Origin of the sequence: Acinetobacter sp. 1294596 (assembly GCF_000582925.1) — a bacterium.
GTDB classification, from domain to species: Bacteria; Pseudomonadota; Gammaproteobacteria; order Pseudomonadales; family Moraxellaceae; genus Acinetobacter; species Acinetobacter radioresistens.
Map to the genome: position 1 here is coordinate 60590 of NZ_JFCC01000005.1, position 21444 is coordinate 82033.

The following is a 21444-nucleotide window of genomic DNA, read 5'->3' on the forward strand; positions in this document are numbered from 1 at the left end:
TCATGATTCTGTCTTCTCTATAATATACACAGCCATCGGGGGCGTGGCGAAATTGGTAGACGCACTGGATTTAGGTTCCAGCGCCGCGAGGGGTAAGAGTTCGAGTCTCTTCGCCCCCACCATTTTAAAGAGAATTATTTTCTTTAAAATTTATTTAGGTGAAAATCCTGAATACGCTTCAAATAGAGGATTGGTGTAATGGTAGCATGACGGTCTCCAAAACCGTTCGTCAAGGTTCGAATCCTTGATCCTCTGCCAATTATCTTTTGAGATAATTTTATATCATCGGGGGCGTGGCGAAATTGGTAGACGCACTGGATTTAGGTTCCAGCGCCGCGAGGTGTAAGAGTTCGAGTCTCTTCGCCCCCACCATTTTAAAGAGAATTATTTTCTTTAAAATTTATTTAGGTGAAAATCCTGAATACGCTTCAAATAGAGGATTGGTGTAATGGTAGCATGACGGTCTCCAAAACCGTTCGTCAAGGTTCGAATCCTTGATCCTCTGCCAATTATCTTTTGAGATAATTTTATATCATCGGGGGCGTGGCGAAATTGGTAGACGCACTGGATTTAGGTTCCAGCGCCGCGAGGTGTAAGAGTTCGAGTCTCTTCGCCCCCACCAATGATGATAGATAACGGGGATGTGGCGAAATTGGTAGACGCACTAGCTTCAGGTGCTAGCGCCGCGAGGTGTAGGAGTTCGAGTCTCCTCATCCCCACCAGATTCAAAAAGACCAGTATATTTAATACTGGTCTTTTTTTTTATGGGAGAAATTATTGAAAACTTGAAAAAATACCAGCTATTTAAAATTATATAAGCTGGCCTTTTAAATATTAATGCAAAAAATATAAATAAAATGATTCACTTAAGCTTTTAGATGATCTTCGAATTCTTCCCCAAGTTGCACAGCCAAAGAATTACCTGAAAGTTCACAAGTGACTAAACCATATTGTTTTTTAAAACTGAATGTAAACCCACGGCCATCGGCCAGACTTTTAACTGAGTACCCCAATTTTTCTAACCAGATTTTGAAAGCTATTAAATTTTTTGCTTTGACAACTCTTTTCATCAGAGATCTCCTGCTTGACATATAAGTAAATTAATAAGGCTATTGCTTTATAATTTAAAGGGCAGATATATATCTTTTGGTGAGATAATATTATTTTAATTAATATAGAGTTGTAAAAATAATCAAATTTCACAGAAAATATTTTATTTAACTTATTGAATAAATTACTTTTAAACTAAATAGGCCTGTAGAAAAAACTTTAATCAGGTAATTGTAAAAAATAATGTCTAATTTAAGAAAAAATAATTATCTAGGCTGTTAAAAGCTATGTATAAATCAACCTCAAGACAGCTTGTTGAAAGGCTTATCCTTAGCAAGGATAAACCCAGTTCAGAATTATGTACCACTTAGAAATTATCTTTTAGTATGCGAATACGCGAAAACTCTTCTTCGCTCTCCGCCCTTAAAAAAGGATTGGTTTCAAGTTCCAGTGCAATCGTAGTTGGAAGTGTGCATTGATGGGAGTCACGCATTTTTCTCACCTGCTCCACACGGCTATGTAGTGCCAGATTATCTGGTTCAACTGTCAGCGCAAATTCAGCATTGGAGAGTGTATATTCATGGGTACAATATACTTGTGTCCTTGGAGGTAAAGCGGCTAACCGATTAAGTGAGTGATACATCTGTGCATATGTCCCTTCAAATACTCGCCCACACCCCATGGCAAATAAAGTATCACCACAAAATAAAATGTCTAGCTCATCAATAAAATAAACAATATGGCCCAAGGTGTGTCCCGGTACAGCTAAAATATCTACTTTTAAATGGTTAAATTTAAAGTGATTCTCATGCTGTAAGGGATGAGAAATAAAGGGAATATGGCTAAGTTCTTCTCGTGGCCCATAGACTGGAATATTCCGCTCAGTAATCAGTTCAGGCACACCACCAATGTGATCCTTGTGCCAATGAGTGAGCCAAATCTGTGATAATATGAGGTTACGGGTTTGACAGAAGTCTTGTACGAGTTGAGCCTCAGTAGGATCAACTACAACTGCTTCCTTGGTTGAACTATCTTCAAGTATCCAGATATAATTCTGAAGCTGGTTTTTAACATCAATGCAATGCACTTTATATGTCATGTTTTTCCTAAACACTCAGATCTTTTTATTAGTATAACCAATCTCCAGAAAGAATTATGTGCTTATATTTTTCGACTAGAAAGAAAAAAGCCCACCGCTAGCGAGCTTAATTTATTGATAAAAAATTAGCCCTGTTCGCGTGCAATTGCACGATACCCAATATCTTTACGGTATTGAACGCCATTGAAGGTTACTTTTTGGCAAAGTTCTAATGCTTTTGCTTGTGCCTCACCAATAGTATTGCCAAGGGCAGTCACACAGAGTACACGGCCACCCGCCGTCACAATTTCGCCATTTTCATTGGCTTTGGTTCCTGCATGGAATACTTTGGCATCCGTCATTTCAGTGTTTAGACCAGAAATCACATCACCACTGCTTGAGGTTTCTGGGTAGCCTTTAGACGCTAAAACGATACCAACCGTTTTACGCTCATCCCATTCAGCTTCTGAAGGCAAATTACCTTCAATACCTGCTTGAACCAAATCAACCAAAGATGATTTTAAACGCATCATAATTGGTTGCGTTTCAGGGTCGCCAAAACGACAGTTAAACTCGATTACTTTCGGTTGACCTTGTTCATCAATCATTAAGCCTGCATATAAGAAACCTGTATAAACATGACCGTCTTTTTTCATACCTTCAACGGTAGGACGCATCACTTCATTCATAGTTTTTTCAAATACGTCAACAGTCACCACAGGCGCAGGAGAGTAAGCACCCATACCCCCAGTGTTAGGACCTTGGTCCCCTTCAAAAATACGCTTATGGTCTTGAGATGTTGCCATTGGCAAGATGTTGTCACCATCAATCATACAAATGAAAGATGCTTCTTCACCTGCAAGGAATTCTTCGATCACAACACGAGAGCCCGCATCACCAAATTTGTTACCAGCAAGCATGTCGTCAATCGCAGCAAATGCTTCTTCATTGGTCATCGCAACGATTACGCCTTTACCTGCAGCAAGACCGTCAGCCTTGATCACGATCGGTGCACCATTTTTTTCAACGAATGCTTTTGCAGCATCTACTTCAGTAAATACATCGTAGAAAGCTGTTGGAATGTTATGGCGTTTTAAGAAATGTTTAGCGAACGCTTTAGAGCCTTCCAGCTGTGCAGCGAATTGAGTTGGACCCCAAATTTTAACGCCCGCTTCGCGGCAAGCATCCACAACACCATTCACAAGCGGTGCTTCAGGGCCGACAATAATCAGGTCAATTGCATTATTTTTTACAAAATCAATAATGGCGGGGTTATCGAGAATGTCTAAAGCGACATTTTCACATTTATTTTCAGTTGCGGTGCCTGCATTGCCCGGTGCAACAAATACCTGTGCTACTTGATCGTCTTGTGCGATTTTCCATGCAAGCGCATGTTCACGGCCGCCACTACCTAAAACTAAAATGTTCATCTTTAGAAAATTCCCTCGAAAATGAAATTCCACAAACCCAATGAGATTCAAAATTGTTTAATATCTTATAGCAAGATATTAAATAATCTACTGATGTAGCAAACCCTCCTTGTGAAAAGGAGGGTCTGGAATTTATACTTAAAAATTAGTGGCGGAAATGACGCATACCCGTGAACACCATGGCAATACCATGTTCATCCGCAGCAGCAATTGTTTCTTCATCACGCATTGAACCACCTGGCTGAATAATGCATTTGATACCTGCTTTGGCAGCATTGTCGATACCATCGCGGAACGGGAAAAATGCATCCGATGCCATGACTGCACCTTCAACTACAAGTCCTGCATGTTCCGCTTTGATTACAGCAATACGTGCAGAGTTGACACGGCTCATTTGACCTGCGCCCACACCAATCGTTTGGCGGTTTTTAGCATACACAATCGCGTTAGATTTTACGTATTTCGCCACTTTCCAGGCAAAAATCAGATCATCGATTTCCTGTTCAGTTGGTGCACGTTTCGTCACAACTTTAAGATCATCTTTAGTGATCATGCCCAAGTCTTGATCTTGAACCAGCAAACCGCCATTTACACGTTTATAGTCAAGCTGTGGAGCACGTTCATCAATCGCAGGAAGCTCGCCACAAACCAGTACACGTACATTTTTCTTCGCACCAGTGACTTCAAGCACGCCTTCAGCAATACTTGGTGCAATGATCACTTCAACGAATTGACGGTCAACAATCGCCTGTGCAGTTTCGACGTCTAATTGACGGTTGAATGCAATGATGCCACCGAATGCAGATTCTGGATCCGTTGCGTATGCAAGGTCATACGCTGCTTTGATACCGTCCAGAGAAACTGCAACGCCACATGGATTCGCGTGTTTTACAATCACGCAAGCAGGTTTGGCAAATGATTTCACACATTCAAGTGCTGCATCAGTATCAGCAATATTATTATAAGATAATTCTTTGCCCTGTAACTGTTTTGCAGTGGCAACAGAAGCTTCGGTTGCTGCTGGATCTATATAGAATGCAGCAGATTGATGCGGGTTTTCACCGTAACGTAAATCTTGAGCTTTATTTAACTGAGTATTGAACGTACGTGGGAATTTATCTGCTTGGCCTTCTTCTTTACCGACACGAGCGCCTAAGTAAGATGCAATCATACCGTCGTATTGTGCAGTATGTTCAAATGCTTTCACTGCCAGGTCAAAACGGGTTGCATAAGATAAAGCACCCTCAGCTTTAAGCTCAGCAATCACAGTTGCATAATCAGAAGCATTTACTACAATACCTACAGAGGCATGATTTTTTGCCGCAGCACGAACCATGGTAGGGCCACCGATGTCGATGTTCTCAATTGCATCTGCCAGTGAACAGTCAGGTTTTGCAACAGTAGCAGCAAATGGGTACAGGTTAACAACGACCAGATCAATCGGAGCAATATTGTGTTCTTGCATAACAGCTTCGTCTAGACCACGACGTGCAAGAATACCCCCATGAATTTTTGGATGCAGGGTTTTAACACGGCCATCCATCATTTCTGGAAAACCGGTATGCTCTGATACTTCAACCACAGCAATATTATTGTCTTTAAGTAGTTTGTAAGTACCACCAGTTGAAAGGATCTCCACTCCTAATGCAACAAGGTTTTGAGCAAAATCTACGATGCCCGTCTTATCAGAAACAGAGATTAAAGCGCGTTTAATAGTCATGATTTTTAAGTCTACAGATTAAAACAAATAGGCATAAAAAATGCCCACGAAGCGTGAGCATTTTATCATTTATTCACTCATCAAACCGTGAGCTTTCAACTTTTTACGTAAAGTACCACGGTTCAGTCCAAGAATCTCGGCGGCCCGTGTCTGGTTACCGCGAGTATATTCTAGAACTACAGATAAAAGAGGTTTCTCCATTTCTGCCAGCACCATGTCATATACCTGAGATGGTTGCTCACCTTGCAAAGACGCAAAGTAATGGCGAACCGCGCGATCTACATGGATGCGAAGTGCAACATCAGATTGTGCAGTAAAAATAGGAGATTTGCTATTCATGCGAGTTAATCCGAAAATCAAATATCACTTGGGTAAAGCGATAAATATGGTCTAGAAAAATGAAGCTCCGTCTTAGATCCTAAAAACGGAGCTCTAAAACTGGAAACAACTAGCTTGCCACAACTTCTCAAAATTGAGCAAAAAATAAGCGTAACAATAGTTGAAGTTTTGTTACAGTTACTTTTCAAAACAAAAAATCGGCTACATGCGCTAAATTTATATAAAGCACATATTGCTTAACTGTATTTGTTGTGAATAAAAGCGAGAAGTATGTAAGGCTAAGCTTTCGTGGCGCGTATGATACCATTGTCTAAGAAAAAGTGAGCAAATTAACTGCAATTTTTTTTAATTTTTTTACAATTATGGACGGATTATTCCTAAATGGTAGTCATCAAAGTCTTTGCTGTCCACTGGAACTGTAAATTTGAACTTAAATGGACTATGCGTTGGTATACGGCGAACTTTATATAAATCATTCGTGAGATACTGTTCAGGGAGTATTACTGTATTAAAAATCTCTGCATTATGCTTATTAAGGCTAAGCTTGATACTTGGTATTTGAAGACTATTTTCATATTCATTCATTATTACACCAGAAAAAACTGTTTGTCCTTTACCGGCACGATTAACTTTAACTTTATCAATTTTAACCTGAGAGTAATAATCTTCCAGTTTTTCACAAGTCAGTAAGGTACACACCTGTTTAAATAACAGGTTAAAGAAGGGACTATCATTGATTATTTTAGGGTTAAACCAGAGTACCTGTAATATAAGCACCATAGCCAACAATACATTGATACTGCCCCAGAGCAGATAATAAAATCTTGTACTTCTAGGGTGGGGAGCTTCTTTAAGTGCATTGCCCCCTGAAAGATGCAGGGCTGGAAGTGATAACGTGCTTTCATTATGAAAATAATTCAGATTATTCAGATAAGTCAGCAGGTCAATATTTGAGTTCTCAATTTTGCGTTCAAAAATATCAAGAATATTGGCACTGGGCTCTGAACCAATTTTTTTACGTTCTCCAATATGGGTAGGTAAAGTACTTTTCTTTATTGCATAGCCCCGGGTTTCAGAGGAAACAGCAGGCTGAACCAGATGAGTTAGCGCATTAAAATTGATAGAACATTTAGGACAACAGACCATACCCTGAGCAATTGTAAGCTGGGTTAATGTTACCTTATAGATAGTAGTACATTTGGGGCAGCGGGTCTGTTTGTCACTCATCATTAAGTGCTCTCTATTATTAGTACTGGTGACGTTTTCCTGAAATACGGCACCAGTTTTCTTCACGTTTCTCTACGTCCAGAATATCGAAGTATTCTGAATAAACGCCAGATACATCATTTACCTGTTCTTCAATCACGCCTGCCAGTGCAAACTCACCTTCGGACTTGATCAATGTTGAGAACTCAGAAGCTAATGCCATAAGAGGGCCAGCAAGAATGTTTGCAACGAGTACATCGGCTTGCTGACCTTTAAAAACAGTATTAAATTCCTCGGGTAATCCCACATATAATCGTTCTAGTACGCTATTTAGCTCGGCATTCTGTTGGGTAGCCAGTACAGCTTGTGGATCAATATCAGTAGCGTAAACCTGTTTCGCCCCTAACAGTAAGGCAGCGACACCTAAAATTCCGGAGCCACAGCCATAGTCGATCACAACTTTATCTTTAAGATCTGTCTTACCGAGCCATTGCAGACACAAGAAAGTACTTGCATGATTCCCTGTACCAAAAGCCAAGCCTGGATCAAGCTTAATATTGACTGCACCGGCTTCTGGCGGCTCTAACCATTCAGGCACGATCCAGAATTTTTCACCAATCTGAATGGGTTCATAATAATCCATCCATGAGCGTTCCCAGACTTGGTCTTCAAGCTCTTCACTACGAATAGGTGCTTCAGGTAACTGGCCATGAATAAAGGCTTCAAGCTTTTCTGTATCAATCGGATCATTTTCATCATCCTGATAGATACCTGTGACAATAACTTTATTCCATAGCGGGGTTTCGCCTGGAAGCGGCTCAAGCAGGTCCTGGTTTTCTGCATCATCTAAGGTCACGCTGACTGCCCCTAATGACATCAGCAATGTTTCAGTCAAATCAACCTGGTCCTGATTAACAGTAATATGAATTTGTAACCACTTCACAAGAAATAACCCAATCTATGTTTATTAAAAGACTATTGTAGCCGATTCATGACTAAAGCCTAGTTAAACTCTGGTAAAAGTTAAAAAAGCTGAGCTGCGTCTGGGATGTATAGTGCCCTGATCAGGCTAACTCCTCTTGTAATTGAGGTTGAGGTGAATAACGATTAAGTAAGGTGCCAAAGATCGCAGCAAAAATATACATAATTAGTGAATAAACCACTGCTGGCATGGCAATGGTTGTACTTGACATAATCGTTAAGGCAATGGTCATGGCAAGCGTGCTGTTATGAATGCCAATTTCAAAAGCACAGGCTCGAGCTTGCGCACTGTTAATCCCAAAGAGGCGCGGTATAAAATAACCAATTAACAGACTTGCAAAACAGAACAGGGCAGTTGCTGCACCAATTTGCATGAGATAGTCAAGAATGTTATTACGCTCTTTAAACACCGCCACAATAATAATCAGAACAAGAAATATAACTGCAAATATGCGTACCGGACGATTAAGTTTCTCGGCAATGCGAGGGGAAAAATGTCTCAATAACATGCCTAAACAGACCGGAACAATAATAATTAAAAAAACTTGAGCCACTTTGGAAAACTGTAAACCCACCTGTTGGCCATCAGTCATAAAATGCTGAATAGCCAGATTTACAATAAAGGGTAAGCTAAACGCTGCAACGACTGAGTTAATCGCAGTCAAGGTAATATTTAGGGCAATATCTCCCTTATAAATGTAGCTGAACAAGTTTGCTGTTGGCCCGCCAGGGGAAGCCGCAAGTAACATCAAGCCTACCGCTAATGCAGGCGATAATGCCAATATTTTGCAAATAAAAAATGCAATACCTACTAGAATAAAAAGTTGACAGAATAATGCTAAAACTACAGCTTTTGGGTGTTTTTTAATACGGGTAAAATCTTTAGGGGTGAGTTCGAGACCAAGCCCGGCCATGATAATTGCCAGAGCAATAGGCAAAAATATGGTAATCAATCCTGAATCCATTGTTATTCCTTTTTTATTGTTAATGTTATAAATCTAATTTTTATTCAGTTTAGCGAAGTTTACGAGAAATACAAATGAAAAACGGTCAATGAGCAAAAGCTTTTAACCGTTTAACTAAAAACAGCCTTTACATTTAATATGCTAAAGGCTGAATTTATAGACCAAATTAACGTGGGTGTGGCGGAGTAAAGCCTAAAGCACATTTACCACTCATTTGTTTACCATTAATTGTTGCTGTAGCTGTACCACTTGCAGTTGTACAAGCATTATAAAGTTCTGGTTCGTCACCTATGAGGGAACTAGGATTGCCTGTAGGGAAGAACCGTGGTTCACAAGTACCATTCCAGATAATGCCACGATAAGCAAAACTTACCCAAGTGCCTTGGCTTTTGCCCTTACAGACTTGCTGATATTTTTGAGGATTATAGACTCGGTCAACTTTATCATTTGCGTTTGCAAAAGAGCTGACACATAAACCGCACAGGATACTAGATAACAATATTTTGGTTTTCATGGCATGTTTCCTTCTTAGTATAATCAAACTTAAGGATAAAAAATAATCAGAATAAAACAATTTTGATCTGGTAAGTTTTCATAAATTCTTGTGTACTTTTGAGGTAAATATGCAAATCTTAATTACATTTTTTAAAAATAAACGAGGTAGAATGAAAATAGAGGAACTAAGGAAAAATCTTCTACTCACTACGTCAAAATAAAATTTCTGCTATAATATTCTGTCCCCTTTTTTAGACTTATATTTACCACTATGCATTATCCTAAAGTATACGATGTCATTGTTATCGGTGGCGGTCACGCGGGTACGGAAGCGGCGCTCGCTGCTGCACGTATGGGTCGACAGACCTTGCTCTTGACTCATAACATTGAGACTTTGGGGCAAATGAGCTGTAATCCGGCCATTGGTGGTATTGGTAAGTCACATCTGGTGCGTGAAATTGATGCCTTGGGCGGTGCAATGGCACTGGCAGCGGATAAAGGTGGTATACAGTTCCGTATTCTGAATTCGCGTAAAGGTGCTGCAGTACGAGCAACCCGTGCACAGGCAGACCGGATTCTTTATAAAGCAGCTATCCGTAATGTTCTGGAGAATCAGACAAATCTGGATATCTTCCAACAGGCTGCTGATGACCTGATTGTAGAAGGCGATACTGTTAAAGGTGTCGTAACGCAAATGGGTATCCGCTTTGATACCAAGACAGTCGTGTTAACAACAGGTACTTTTTTGGGTGGCGTCATTCATGTTGGTCTGGAAAAATCAAGTGGTGGTCGGGCAGGTGATCCACCGTCAATTTCTCTAGCACATCGTTTACGTGAATTGAAATTGCCAGTAGGTCGTCTGAAAACAGGTACACCGCCACGTATTGATGCAAGATCAGTTGATTTTTCAGTGATGACACCACAGCCGGGTGATTTTCCTTCTCCAACCATGTCTTTCATGGGTGATGCATCTATGCATCCTGAACAGGTAAACTGTTATATTACCCATACTAACGAGAAGACTCATGAGATCATTCGTGGCGGACTTGACCGTTCACCAATGTATACTGGTGTGATTGAAGGGGTAGGACCGCGTTATTGTCCGTCTATTGAAGACAAGATACACCGTTTTGCCGATAAAGATTCGCATCAGGTGTTCCTGGAGCCAGAGGGCTTGGATACTCATGAGCTGTATCCTAATGGAATTTCAACCTCTTTACCATTTGATGTGCAATTTGAGCTGGTTCGTTCAATTCGCGGTATGGAAAATGCCCACATTCTGCGTCCAGGCTACGCCATTGAATATGATTATTTTAATCCGCAAGCCTTAAAATTTACTTTAGAAACCAAAGCTATTAATAACCTGTATTTTGCCGGACAGATTAATGGTACGACTGGCTATGAAGAAGCAGGTGCACAAGGTTTGCTTGCAGGTCTGAATGCTGCACGTCGTGCCTGGGAGCAGGAAGAGTGGACACCTAAACGTGATCAGGCGTATATAGGAGTCTTGGTGGATGATCTCATTACGTTAGGAACTAAAGAGCCTTACCGTATGTTTACCTCACGGGCGGAATATCGTCTGATGTTGCGTGAAGATAATGCTGACCAGCGTCTGACTCCAGTAGGTCGTGAAATGGGTCTCGTCGATGACGTGCGTTGGGCGGCATACTGTGAAAAAATGGAAGCTGTTGAGCGTGAAACGTCTCGTTTGCAGCACCTGTGGGCGGCGCCTAATAATCCGATGGGTAAAAAATTCGTTGAGATGACAGGGCAGGATTTAAGTAAGGAATCTAGTGCAATTGACCTGTTAAAACGTCCGAATGTAACTTTTGAGCAAATTGCTGAACTTACAGACTCTGAAGTCACTCAGCAGGTGGGTGACCAGATTGAGATTGCTGTAAAATACGCGGGCTATATCAATCGCCAGCATGAAGATGTTGCACAGATGAAACGTCTAGAAGAAACCCGGATTCCGGCTGATTTTAATTATGATGTAGTGTCTGGTCTTTCCCGTGAAATTACCCAGAAACTAAAAACTGTACTGCCTGAAACCTTGGCACAAGCTAGCCGTATTCCGGGTGTAACACCGGCAGCAGTACAACTGATTATGATTACGATCCGTAAAAATGCCCAGATAAAAAAGACAGCTTAACTTAAAAAAAGCCTGCTTAACGCAGGCTTTTTTATATATGTATTTCCGTAAATATTTTCAAAATAAATATTAAGATAAAAATTTAGAAAACTTAGCTGATCTACTTATTTCACAGCTCATATATTCAATTGTTAAAGTACTCTTACACCCAAATAGAGGAGAGTTATTTTATGACAATATGCCGTACACGCTTTAATACTGACATGCTGGCTTGCCGATGTTAATAGCTGATTTAGATAGTATAAAAAACGGGTTTTTAGGATTATATGGCTATAGCATATGTAAAACTGGCCTGAATCTGGTTTAAAAAAATAATATTTTTTCTGTTATTTAAAATGATAATAAAAAGTCTCAGAGAGCTACAAACAGCTCTCTTTTTTTATTCTTCGGTTTCATACACCGCAGCAGCGACCTGTGCAGGTTCTATACGTAATAGCTTTTTACCAAAACTTCTTAACCACCAAACCAATTGTGATGTAAAGGGCACATGAGCACTAATTTCAACCACATGCTCCTCAAGTATACTAATGGTCTGATCTTTACTGAGCTGACTTTCGTAAAAACTTTGAGCGGTACTTTCTGACATTACCAGTTTCAGCTCAACTGTTTCAGTGGGCTTGTTATAATCTACACGGAAGCCTAAAGCGCCTGACTCGATATAGACATCAATATCGAAATCTACGGGATGTAATGATCTTGAGTTGAGTACTATGGCAGATTTAAAACGATGAAGAGCAAAGGTCTGTACTTCATTTTTATCATGACGGGTACAGATCAGATAAATGATGGCACCTTTTTGTACCAGCCCTAATGGATTTAAAATATAGGTTTTTTCTTCCGAATGATGCCCACGTGCGCGATAAACACATTCTATCTGTTTATCTTGCAATAACCCTTCATAAATAGCCTGTTGTGCCTGCCGGTCTACTACAGGTGGAATAAGCGGCTGGGTTGCAGGAACAATCCGGACCCGGTTAATCCATTGCCGGACATTGTTTTGGGCAGAAAGGCTGCGCCGGGCCAGATCAAACCATGGGTTCATTTCTTCAATTAAACTTGGCGGCAACAGGTGTTTAAGATGTTCTTCTACCATCATAAAAGTTACAGCCTGAGAGCTGGTCATATGCGGTAAGCTCTGAATAGGCGCATCTGAGCGCCAACGCCAGCCCTGAGGCACGGTTTTATTACTTTCAATCGGGAATCGTTGCGAAATCTGATTCAAGTCCCGTTGGATCGTTCTCAAGCTGATATCAATACCTTCACGCTCAAGAATCTCTTGAAGTTCTCGCGTGCCCATCCATTTGCCCGTAGACAGGCGGGAAAGGATTTGCCACTGACGATACAGACTATTAGAGGTTTCTTTTTCTTGTGAGGTCATAATCACTATAAAGCTGGAAAAGTTGAATGAGTTAAAAGAATTAAAGAATACTTGGCAGTATCACAATAAAAAAAGTTGCAAGTATTAGCAATAGCTTAACAGAAAAAATACGTACACATATCTCGAAACAAGTTGCTGCATTAATACCATTGAGAAATAACAAGGTTTCAGCAATAAATAAGCTCCAAGATGACAAAAACTGGCATCCAATTTGCTAAAAGTAGAAGATATAACTTAAAGGGATCATCCAATGTTAAAAGATGAATGTGAAACGAGTTTAATGATCGAAAGTTATAACGACACATGTATCGAACATTTTAATAAAAATAAAAAGATTGTAGTAGCTAATAGCGAAGACAAATTCAAACAACAATGTAGTCATAACATGCCTCCAACAGCTTATTTATTTGACCAGCTCAAATCAAAATTTTTTAATGAAATGCTGGATGACCAAAATATTAGCGGTGAAGCATCTAAAAAAATTGAAGAATGGTTATGCATGCGCAGTCTGCCTGAACTTCTAAGTCTACAACAACAGGCAAAAGAATATTTTCTCTATGAGGGAATTACCTTTACCGTTTATGGAGATGCAGAAGGGACAGAACGGACAATTCCTTTTGATTTGATTCCTCGTGTTATTGCCAGACAGCAATGGGATAAGATTGCTCAAGGCTGTGTACAGCGTGCAAAGGCTCTTAATTTATTTTTAGATGATATTTACCATCATCAGCATATTTTAAAAGAGGGTTTGATACCTGCAGAGCAGATCTTGCAGCATGAAGCTTTCTTACCACAGATGATGAATTGCTCCTTAAAAGGCCAAGTCTATTCGCAGGTTAGCGGTATTGATATCGTACGTGATAGCAGTGGAAGCTTTTTTGTGCTTGAAGATAATCTGCGTACACCTTCGGGCGTATCCTATATGCTGGAAAGCCGAAAAATCAGCAAAAAACTGATGCCTGATCTATGTCGCAGTAAACAGCTTTATGAGATCAGTCACTATCCACTTTTACTTAAAAGCATTTTAGAAGAAAGCGCTGATGTAGATAACCCGCAGATTGTGATTATGACACCGGGCCGTTTCAATAGCGCCTACTATGAACATGCATTTTTAGCGCGAGAGATGGGTGTGCCGCTGGTTAAAAACAGGGATCTATATGTTGAAAATAATAAAGTCTATATGAAAACTATTCGGGGCCGTAAGAGAATTGATGTGATCTACCGGCGGCTCGATGATGCCTTTCTGGATCCGACGACGTTCCGTCCCGACAGCGCTTTGGGGGTGCCGGGCCTGATGTCTGCATATTTAAGCCAAAACGTTGTACTGGCTAATGCTCCAGGTACAGGAGTAGCAGATGATAAATCTGTCTACCCATACGTTACTCAAATGATTGAATACTATTTGGGTGAAAAAGCTATATTAAATAATGTGCCTACCTATCAGTGCCGTTATTTGCAGGATTTTGAATATGTCATGGATAACATGTCAAAACTGGTTATTAAGGAAGCTCAAGGTTCAGGCGGGTATGGAATGCTGATAGGCCCTCAAGCTTCAGCCAAGGAACTCAGGGAGTTTCGAGAAAAAGTCCGTATACAGCCTCATTTATATATTGCCCAGCCTACTTTAGATCTTTCTGTCTCACCGACTTTGGTGGAAGAAGGGCTTGCGGAACGTCATATTGATCTTCGGCCATTTATTCTTAGTTCACCGCAACGTACTGAAATTGTACCGGGTGGGCTAACTCGAGTAGCAATGCAAAAAGGGTCTTTAGTAGTAAATTCCTCACAGGGTGGAGGTATTAAAGATACTTGGGTGGTAGACACATTGCACTCCTGAACAATCGAATCGATAGAGGAAAAGTTAAATGATACTGTTAAGTTCGAATGCTTATAATATTTACTGGTTAGGTCGCTATCTGGCACGAACTCAATATCTATGTGGTCGTGTACCATTTAAAAATGATCAAGAAGCCGTTGAGTTTGCTCATGCTTTCTGTTTCCCCGCCTATGATGCCTGTTCACTTAATGAATTGGTTTTTGACCCTGAACAACCCTATTCATTTAGCCAGCAATTTAAAACTGCTAAAGATAATATTCAGGAATTAAGAGGCTTGTTGAGTGCCAAGGCATATGCTGAATTAAATCAGCTGATTCGTCAGGCAAGTTCAAATGCCAGTTATTTATGTGATGTTGTGACAGACTGTACCGAAATTTTTGAATCTGAAGAACAGGATGTATTCCTGTTCTTTATGTTAGGACAAAAAATTGAAATCCTTGATACACAACTGCGTTTCAAGCAAAGCATTCAAGGTACTCTTAATGATCTTGATACCATCGTAATGATGCTACATAGTTTGGGTTGGGAAGCGGTAGAGCTGGCTTGGCAAGAATTAAAAGAACATCCGACACTGATTGCTTTTTATGCATTTAATGACCAATTGCAATATATGTTTGAATTGAGTTAATAAATTAAAGAGGTCAATTAATTAGTCTGAGAAAATCTATCTGAAAAAATAAGAATGTCCGATTTGGTTACTTTATTTAATGTATTGAATGTTTCACTATACAATTCAAATAGAGAGCTATACATGACAATAGGTTTTTTTAATCAATAAATGCTATCGTTTTGGAAGAAGCTTTTATACAGTAAAGGTGTCGTGTATTAAATGATACAGGCAAAAATATATCAGCTTAACTGTAATGTATAACGATCAAATCATTGTTTTCATAATCAGCTATTTCATGTTGAAAGCAGAAAGGATTTTTTGAAATGACCTATTGTTGTGGACTTCGATTAAAAGATGGGCTGGTGTTTATAAGTGACACGCGAACCAATGCAGGAGTAGATCATATTTCTGTATTCAAAAAATTATTCAGCTTTGGTGTAGAAGGTGAACGTTTCATTGTGATACAGACTTCTGGAAATCTGGCTACTACTCAAGCAGTGATTGGTCACTTAAAAAATCATTTGGCTCTGGACCAGAAACCCCATCTTTATAGTGTCAATACTATGTTCGAAGTGGCAGAGCTAATAGGACACACCTTAAAACGGGTAATTGCAGATGTGACTACTGACCCTGATGAAGAGAGCAATTACTATTGTAATCTACTGGTCGGTGGACAGATTAAAGGTTCGGCAATGCAGCTTTACCATATTTATCCTCAGGGAAATTTCATTTGCGCTACAAGCGATACCCCTTACTTTCAGATAGGGGAAAGTAAATATGGTAAACCAATTCTGGACCGGGCATTATCTTATGATATGCCGCTGGATGAAGCATTTCGTTGTAGTCTGATTTCTTTTGATTCTACCTTACGTTCAAATGTCTCTGTGGGAATGCCACTAGACTCACTCGTTTACCGTAAAGACAGTTTACATATACCGTTAGGCAAACGTATTTATAGTGAAGATCCGTATTTCGAACACATCAGCAAGCAATGGTCAGATGCTTTACGCCGAGGTTTACAAAACTTACCTAAACCGACAGATGACTACTGGTTATAAAATTTAAAAATAGTGGCATAATATATTTCAATTCATAAATATAAAGACTACAAAGTGATACAGTTATGTTATGCCAGCAAGACCACTTCGCCTTCTGATTATTTACTTATGGATTTAAGAGAAATTCTTTCAGAAGCCCAATCATTTAATGCTCTTAATAGTATTAACGGTGTGCTTTTCTATGCAGATCAGTACTTTTTCCAGTGCTTGGAAGGCGAGCGTGAGCAGGTGCTTGATCTGTTTGAAAGAATTAAAGAAGATCAGCGCCATCAGGAAATTATAGAGTTTGGTGTACATCCAATCAGCGAGCAGAATTTTGATGGATGGGCAATGAAATTTGTACGTCGTAATAGTGAAGTAAGCGAGTTTTTTCAAAAACTCGGCCATTTACATTTTAGTCCGACTAAACTTAACCAGCAGAATTTAAATGATTTTCTGCATATATTGACTAAAGCAAGACAAGAAACCCAAGCCTGAGCTTGGGTTTTTAGTTTACTTAAGTATGCGCTTTGGTCTGTTACTTAGCCGGCAAAGCAGTTCATAGCCAATAGTCCCATTAGCTTCGGCTACTTCATCGACCAGACGCTGTTTGCCCCAGAGCTCTACCTGTGTGCCTAAAGTCACAGTCAAACCGCTTACATCCACCGCAATCATGTCCATAGAAACTCTTCCGATGACTGGCGCTGGCTTATTGTTAATCATGACATAATTTGGTTTTATAAAAGCACGTGGATAACCGTCACCATAACCAATAGATACGATAGCAATTTGCATATCTTGAGAGGCCACAAAAGTAGAGCCATAACCTACCGCCTCACCTGTTTGGATCTGATTTAATGCAATGATTGCTGCATCAAATGTCATCACCGGCTTCAAGTCAAGCTCATGAGCAGACTTATCAGCAAAAGGTGAAGCACCATAAAGCATAATACCGGGACGCACATAATCAAAATTTAGCTCTGGCCATTTGAAAATCGCAGCAGAATTACAACAGGAGGCAAGTACAGGATCACAAGCCTCTTTAACCTGCAAGAATTGAGTTTTTTGTTGTTCATTCAGGGGATGATCAGCATCAGCATTTGCAAAATGCATGGCTAGCACACAGCTAAAGCCTTCAGCCTTTAAGGAGTTAATAATCTCGATAATCTCAGGAACTTTAAAACCTAAGCGGTTCATACCACTATTCAGTTTTACCCAGACTTTCAGATTTTTTGTAATATACTCTTCTTTACGGGCTTTTAACCAATCTAGTTGTGCTGATTGATGTATAACGCATTCAAGACCGTACTGAATAACGCTATCCATTTCCTCTTCAGAAAATATCCCTTCAATTAAGGTAATTGGTTGCTGATAACCTAATTTACGTATTTCCAGCGCCTCTTCTAGACAAGCAACACCAAAGTTATCCGTTGAATTTAAGGCTGCAAGACAGTCTTTGATTCCATGTCCGTAAGCATTGGCTTTAACCATACTAACGATTTTAGCAGTTGGGGCAAGTTGTTTAACACGGTTTAAATTATATTGCAGAGCCTGACTGTCAATATAAACTGTTGCTTGACGCACCCTAGTTACTCCTTGAGGGATTACAAATGCTGAGCTAATACAGTGAGTGCTGTATTAGTGAGTTGAATAGATATACTTAAAGACATCTGTTTAAAGATAATCAATAGCTGATCATATTGGTTATTATTGTATTCCTCTCATTTAAAAATAGACATAAATACTAATTAATTTATTAAAGGCTAATCACAGAAGTGTTACTTATTTAGTGCTAATTTACAATAATATTGAAAGATTACTTGGGTAACAGTCTACTCACATCAGCTTATAGCCATAATATATCGTGTAATAAAGATATTAGTTTATAGTGAGTATAGATTTATTTTATAAAATAACAGGTTAATCTATTATGTGCACAGTAGGGGAAAAGATTAAACGCTGATTTAAAGTACAAGCTGATTGTGGTAAGCCTGATAAAGATTTTAAGTCAGAAAGATTGGCTAGGTGAGTATAAGTAAATAGTAGCCCATAGAGCAGCGTCTAAAAAATTTTGCAGTTAATTATAATAAGCTCAGCAAATATTTGAGTAGGTTGTGAATTTATAAGAAGAATTAAATAGGTTTATCAAACAGAAAATGCCTAGACTCATTAAGGTTACGCAAAAATTGAAAGCTGCACTAGGACTAGGGTTTAGCATAACAAGTGAAGCTGAATCCTTAACTTATACAGAAATTAAGGATTTTTAAGTATCTATTCCTCATCATCAAACTGATTATAATATTCAGGAGAAAGATTACTAAAACGGGTATATTGGCCTTCAAAAGCTAGACGTACACTGCCAATTGGACCGTTACGTTGCTTTCCAATAATAATTTCAGCCGTGCCCGCTTCTTTAGATTCTTTGTTATATACTTCATCGCGATAAATAAACATAATCAAATCGGCATCTTGTTCAATTGCACCGGATTCGCGTAAGTCTGACATTACCGGACGTTTATTAGGTCTGTTTTCCAAAGAACGGTTAAGCTGTGACAGGGCAATAACCGGGCACTGCATCTCTTTAGCTAAAGCTTTTAAGCTTCGCGAAATTTCGGAAATCTCGCCGACACGGTTATCTCCCATGCCTGGAACTTTCATCAGTTGTAAATAATCGACCATGATACAGCCAAGTTTACCACCATGCTGTTTAGCAATTCGGCGTGCTCGTGCCCGTAATTCCGTTGGAGGCAGGGCAGAGGAGTCATCTATATACAAATGCTTTTCTTGTAACTGTAAAATAGTACCGGTGACTTTAGACCATTCATCCCCATCGAGCTTACCCGAACGTAAATGACCCTGATGCACCTTGCCGTATGATGAAATCAGACGCATAGCAATTGAGTCTGCGGGCATTTCCATAGAAAAAACCAGTGCAGGCAAATTACAGTTAAACAAGACACTTTCGACCAGATTCATGGCAAAAGTAGTTTTACCCATTGAAGGACGAGCTGCAACAATAATCAAGTCACCAGACTGCATGCCGTAAGTCTTATTATCAAGCTCAATGAACCCGGTAGATAAACCTGTCAGGCTTCCTTCAAGTTTAGAAAGTTCATCAAGCTTGGTAATTACTTCAGCCGTAACCGTACTAATTGACTTGGGTCCAGAGTCTTTTTTATTGTTGTTATGCTGCTCGGCAATAGAAAATATATTGGTTTCTGCTAGATCCAGAATCTCACTGACACTGCGACCTTTAGTATCATAGGCATTTTGCAGAATTTCAGTGCTGATTTTAATCATGTTGCGTAGAGTCGCAAATTCTTTAATTTTAGCAGCGTAAGTTTCTAGGTTATAAAAACTAGATGGCGAATCTGCCATTAATTGCATTAAATATTCTTCACCGCCTACAGCATCAATCAGATTTTGTTTTAGCAGCCAGTCATTGACCAGTACTGCATCATAAGGCGAATTTTCCTGAGCAAGCTTTTCAATAGCCCTAAAAATATATTTATGGCGAGTAGCATAAAAATCATTTTCTTTTAAAACATCACCAACCTGTTCAAAAGATTCAGCAACAGTCATCAGCGCCGCAAGTACAGCCTGTTCAATCGCTAAATTATGCGGAGGCGTACGAAATTCTTTAAGCTGAGCTGTTTCAGTGGCTTTATTTTCCAGTAGTGTGGGATTAAGGATGGCCTTGGCACTTGCCTGTGACATATAAAGTCCTGATTTTTATAAAACAAAAAATGAAGAGATGACTTTCAATTCAGGTTACTTATCTTAATGCAAAACAGCAGAAAAAAACGCTCAAATCGAAAATTCAATTAAAAAAATAAAACTGTAGAATCAATAAAAAATTTAAGAATAAAAAAAGCATGCCAAAGCATGCTCTTTTCACTGCAGAGAATTACTCGGATACGATAGTAACCAGAACTTCAGCAGTTACGTCATGGTGCAACTGAATAGCGATGTTGAATTCACCAGTGTTGCGAAGTGCGCCGTTTGGAAGGCGAACTTCAGCACGGTCAACTTCAAGACCAGCATTAGTCAGTGCATCAGCGATATCACGAGTACCAATAGAACCGAACAGTTTACCTTCATCACCAGCTTTCGCAGTAATTACAATATTAACTTCATTCAGTTGGTCAGCGCGTGCTTGAGCAGCAGCTAAAATATCAGCTTCTTGTTTCTCAAGTTCAGCACGACGAGCTTCAAAAGCAGAAGTGTTAGCTTCAGTTGCAGCAACAGCTTTACCCTGAGGGATAAGGAAGTTACGGCCATAACCTGCTTTTACAGAAACTTTATCGCCTAACTTACCTAGGTTTTTAATGCGTTGTAATAAGATAACGTCCACAGATCACCTCACTTATGGTTGTCAGTGTAAGGGATCAAAGCCAAATAACGAGCTTGTTTAATAGCAAGCGCTAATTGACGTTGATAACGAGCCTTAGTACCAGTGATACGGCTAGGAACAATCTTGCCGTTTTCAGTGATGTACTGTTTTAAAGTATCGATATCTTTGTAGTCGATGTACGCAACATTCTCAGCTGTAAAGCGGCAGAACTTGCGACGACGGTAAAAACGTGCCATTGATGTTCTCCTTAAGCTTCAACAGAATCTTGATTGTGTTGTGCTTCTTCACGTTGAGCTTTACGCGCACGTTTTTCTTCAGCACTTTTAGCCAATAAAGACTCTTCAGTGATTGCGTTTTCACGACGGATGATAACATTACGAATGATTGCGTCGTTATAACGGAATAATTCTTCTAATTCATCAAGAGTCGTTTGACCACATTCAACATTCATTAAAATGTAGTGCGCTTTGTGAATCTTGTTAATCGGGTAAGCCAGTTGGCGGCGGCCCCAATCTTCTAAACGGTGAATTTGACCATCAGCTTCTTTGATGTGAGTCAGGTAACGTTCTACCATACCCACAACTTGATCGCTTTGGTCTGGGTGTACCAGAAGTACGATTTCGTAGTGACGCATTGTCAGCTCCTTACGGTTTAAACAGCCCCTGAATTATGGTATCAGAAGCAAGGAGTCTCGATTTCTAGTCGAGCCGCATAAATTGCGAAGCGGCAATTATAGGGAAAAACCAAACCAAAGACAAATGCTTTTCAAGAATAGCGCTAGAAAGTGGGAAATCAAGTACATATCATCTACG

Annotated in this window: 20 protein-coding genes and 6 tRNA genes; 11 read left to right on the plus strand and 15 right to left on the minus strand. The window is 39.7% G+C overall.

Annotation, left to right across the window (positions count from 1 at the left end; all coding sequences use genetic code 11):
* Positions 1-37: 37 nt before the first annotated feature.
* From J502_RS03710 to J502_RS03735, 6 genes are all read left to right on the plus strand, one after another.
* Positions 38-122: transfer RNA gene (locus J502_RS03710), tRNA-Leu, on the plus strand.
* A 62-nt stretch (positions 123-184) separates the two neighbouring features.
* Positions 185-258: transfer RNA gene (locus tag J502_RS03715), tRNA-Trp, on the plus strand.
* A 29-nt stretch (positions 259-287) separates the two neighbouring features.
* Positions 288-372: transfer RNA gene (locus J502_RS03720), tRNA-Leu, on the plus strand.
* Positions 373-434: 62 nt separating this feature from the next.
* A tRNA-Trp gene (locus J502_RS03725) sits at positions 435-508 on the plus strand.
* A 29-nt stretch (positions 509-537) separates the two neighbouring features.
* Positions 538-622, plus strand: a tRNA-Leu gene (locus J502_RS03730).
* A 15-nt stretch (positions 623-637) separates the two neighbouring features.
* Positions 638-722, plus strand: a tRNA-Leu gene (locus J502_RS03735).
* A gap of 144 nt (positions 723-866) precedes the next feature.
* On the opposite strand, the gene J502_RS03740 is transcribed toward J502_RS03735, so the two are convergent.
* From J502_RS03740 to J502_RS03780, 9 genes are all read right to left on the minus strand, one after another.
* Positions 867-1070, minus strand: a complete 204-nt coding sequence (locus J502_RS03740; RefSeq protein WP_005014876.1) for a hypothetical protein — start codon at positions 1068-1070, stop codon at positions 867-869.
* Between the two features lie 347 nt (positions 1071-1417).
* Positions 1418-2149 carry a hydroxyacylglutathione hydrolase gene (gene gloB / locus J502_RS03745; protein WP_005014874.1) on the minus strand — a complete coding sequence of 244 codons (732 nt, stop codon included), beginning with the start codon at positions 2147-2149 and terminating at the stop codon, positions 1418-1420.
* Between the two features lie 125 nt (positions 2150-2274).
* Entirely contained in the window at positions 2275-3558 is a 1284-nt protein-coding gene (purD, locus tag J502_RS03750; protein ID WP_005014871.1) for a phosphoribosylamine--glycine ligase, read from the minus strand.
* 145 nt (positions 3559-3703) lie between these two features.
* On the minus strand, positions 3704-5278 hold the full coding sequence (purH, locus tag J502_RS03755; RefSeq protein ID WP_034683161.1) for a bifunctional phosphoribosylaminoimidazolecarboxamide formyltransferase/IMP cyclohydrolase: 1575 nt from the start codon (positions 5276-5278) through the stop codon (positions 3704-3706).
* Between the two features lie 69 nt (positions 5279-5347).
* Positions 5348-5617, minus strand: coding sequence for a DNA-binding transcriptional regulator Fis (fis, locus tag J502_RS03760; protein ID WP_005014868.1), 270 nt, complete (start codon positions 5615-5617; stop codon positions 5348-5350).
* Positions 5618-5977: 360 nt separating this feature from the next.
* Positions 5978-6847 (minus strand): DUF3426 domain-containing protein, encoded by an 870-nt coding sequence (locus J502_RS03765; RefSeq protein WP_050762825.1) that lies wholly within the window; start codon positions 6845-6847, stop codon positions 5978-5980.
* 16 nt (positions 6848-6863) lie between these two features.
* Positions 6864-7766: a 50S ribosomal protein L11 methyltransferase gene (gene prmA / locus J502_RS03770; protein WP_005404202.1), complete on the minus strand. Its 903-nt coding sequence runs from the start codon at positions 7764-7766 to the stop codon at positions 6864-6866.
* 121 nt (positions 7767-7887) lie between these two features.
* Complete coding sequence (locus tag J502_RS03775) at positions 7888-8769, minus strand: bile acid:sodium symporter family protein (protein WP_034683164.1); 882 nt, start codon at positions 8767-8769, stop codon at positions 7888-7890.
* Positions 8770-8935: 166 nt separating this feature from the next.
* Positions 8936-9283 (minus strand): hypothetical protein, encoded by a 348-nt coding sequence (locus J502_RS03780; protein ID WP_005014853.1) that lies wholly within the window; start codon positions 9281-9283, stop codon positions 8936-8938.
* A 252-nt stretch (positions 9284-9535) separates the two neighbouring features.
* On the opposite strand from J502_RS03780, the gene mnmG reads away from it, so the two are divergent.
* Positions 9536-11416, plus strand: coding sequence for a tRNA uridine-5-carboxymethylaminomethyl(34) synthesis enzyme MnmG (mnmG, locus tag J502_RS03785; RefSeq protein ID WP_005404200.1), 1881 nt, complete (start codon positions 9536-9538; stop codon positions 11414-11416).
* A 379-nt stretch (positions 11417-11795) separates the two neighbouring features.
* On the opposite strand, the gene J502_RS17070 is transcribed toward mnmG, so the two are convergent.
* On the minus strand, positions 11796-12794 hold the full coding sequence (locus J502_RS17070; protein WP_005405104.1) for a helix-turn-helix transcriptional regulator: 999 nt from the start codon (positions 12792-12794) through the stop codon (positions 11796-11798).
* Between the two features lie 250 nt (positions 12795-13044).
* On the opposite strand from J502_RS17070, the gene J502_RS03795 reads away from it, so the two are divergent.
* The 4 genes from J502_RS03795 (at position 13045) to J502_RS03810 (ending at position 16776) form a co-directional block, all read left to right on the plus strand.
* Positions 13045-14631, plus strand: coding sequence for a circularly permuted type 2 ATP-grasp protein (locus tag J502_RS03795; protein WP_034683166.1), 1587 nt, complete (start codon positions 13045-13047; stop codon positions 14629-14631).
* A 28-nt stretch (positions 14632-14659) separates the two neighbouring features.
* Positions 14660-15259: an alpha-E domain-containing protein gene (locus J502_RS03800; RefSeq protein WP_034683167.1), complete on the plus strand. Its 600-nt coding sequence runs from the start codon at positions 14660-14662 to the stop codon at positions 15257-15259.
* Between the two features lie 305 nt (positions 15260-15564).
* The gene (locus tag J502_RS03805) at positions 15565-16299 is read left to right on the plus strand and encodes a proteasome-type protease (RefSeq protein WP_005014845.1); all 735 of its coding nucleotides are present in this window, start codon (positions 15565-15567) and stop codon (positions 16297-16299) included.
* A 54-nt stretch (positions 16300-16353) separates the two neighbouring features.
* Positions 16354-16776: a BLUF domain-containing protein gene (locus tag J502_RS03810; RefSeq protein WP_005404197.1), complete on the plus strand. Its 423-nt coding sequence runs from the start codon at positions 16354-16356 to the stop codon at positions 16774-16776.
* Between the two features lie 15 nt (positions 16777-16791).
* On the opposite strand, the gene alr is transcribed toward J502_RS03810, so the two are convergent.
* The 5 genes from alr to rpsF form a co-directional block, all read right to left on the minus strand.
* Positions 16792-17862: an alanine racemase gene (gene alr / locus J502_RS03815; RefSeq protein WP_005404196.1), complete on the minus strand. Its 1071-nt coding sequence runs from the start codon at positions 17860-17862 to the stop codon at positions 16792-16794.
* Between the two features lie 687 nt (positions 17863-18549).
* Positions 18550-19995, minus strand: coding sequence for a replicative DNA helicase (gene dnaB / locus J502_RS03820; protein WP_005014838.1), 1446 nt, complete (start codon positions 19993-19995; stop codon positions 18550-18552).
* Positions 19996-20185: 190 nt separating this feature from the next.
* Complete coding sequence (gene rplI / locus J502_RS03825) at positions 20186-20632, minus strand: 50S ribosomal protein L9 (RefSeq protein ID WP_005014836.1); 447 nt, start codon at positions 20630-20632, stop codon at positions 20186-20188.
* 8 nt (positions 20633-20640) lie between these two features.
* Positions 20641-20868 carry a 30S ribosomal protein S18 gene (gene rpsR, locus J502_RS03830; RefSeq protein ID WP_004928375.1) on the minus strand — a complete coding sequence of 76 codons (228 nt, stop codon included), beginning with the start codon at positions 20866-20868 and terminating at the stop codon, positions 20641-20643.
* 11 nt (positions 20869-20879) lie between these two features.
* On the minus strand, positions 20880-21266 hold the full coding sequence (rpsF, locus tag J502_RS03835; RefSeq protein ID WP_005014834.1) for a 30S ribosomal protein S6: 387 nt from the start codon (positions 21264-21266) through the stop codon (positions 20880-20882).
* Positions 21267-21444: the final 178 nt, after the last annotated feature.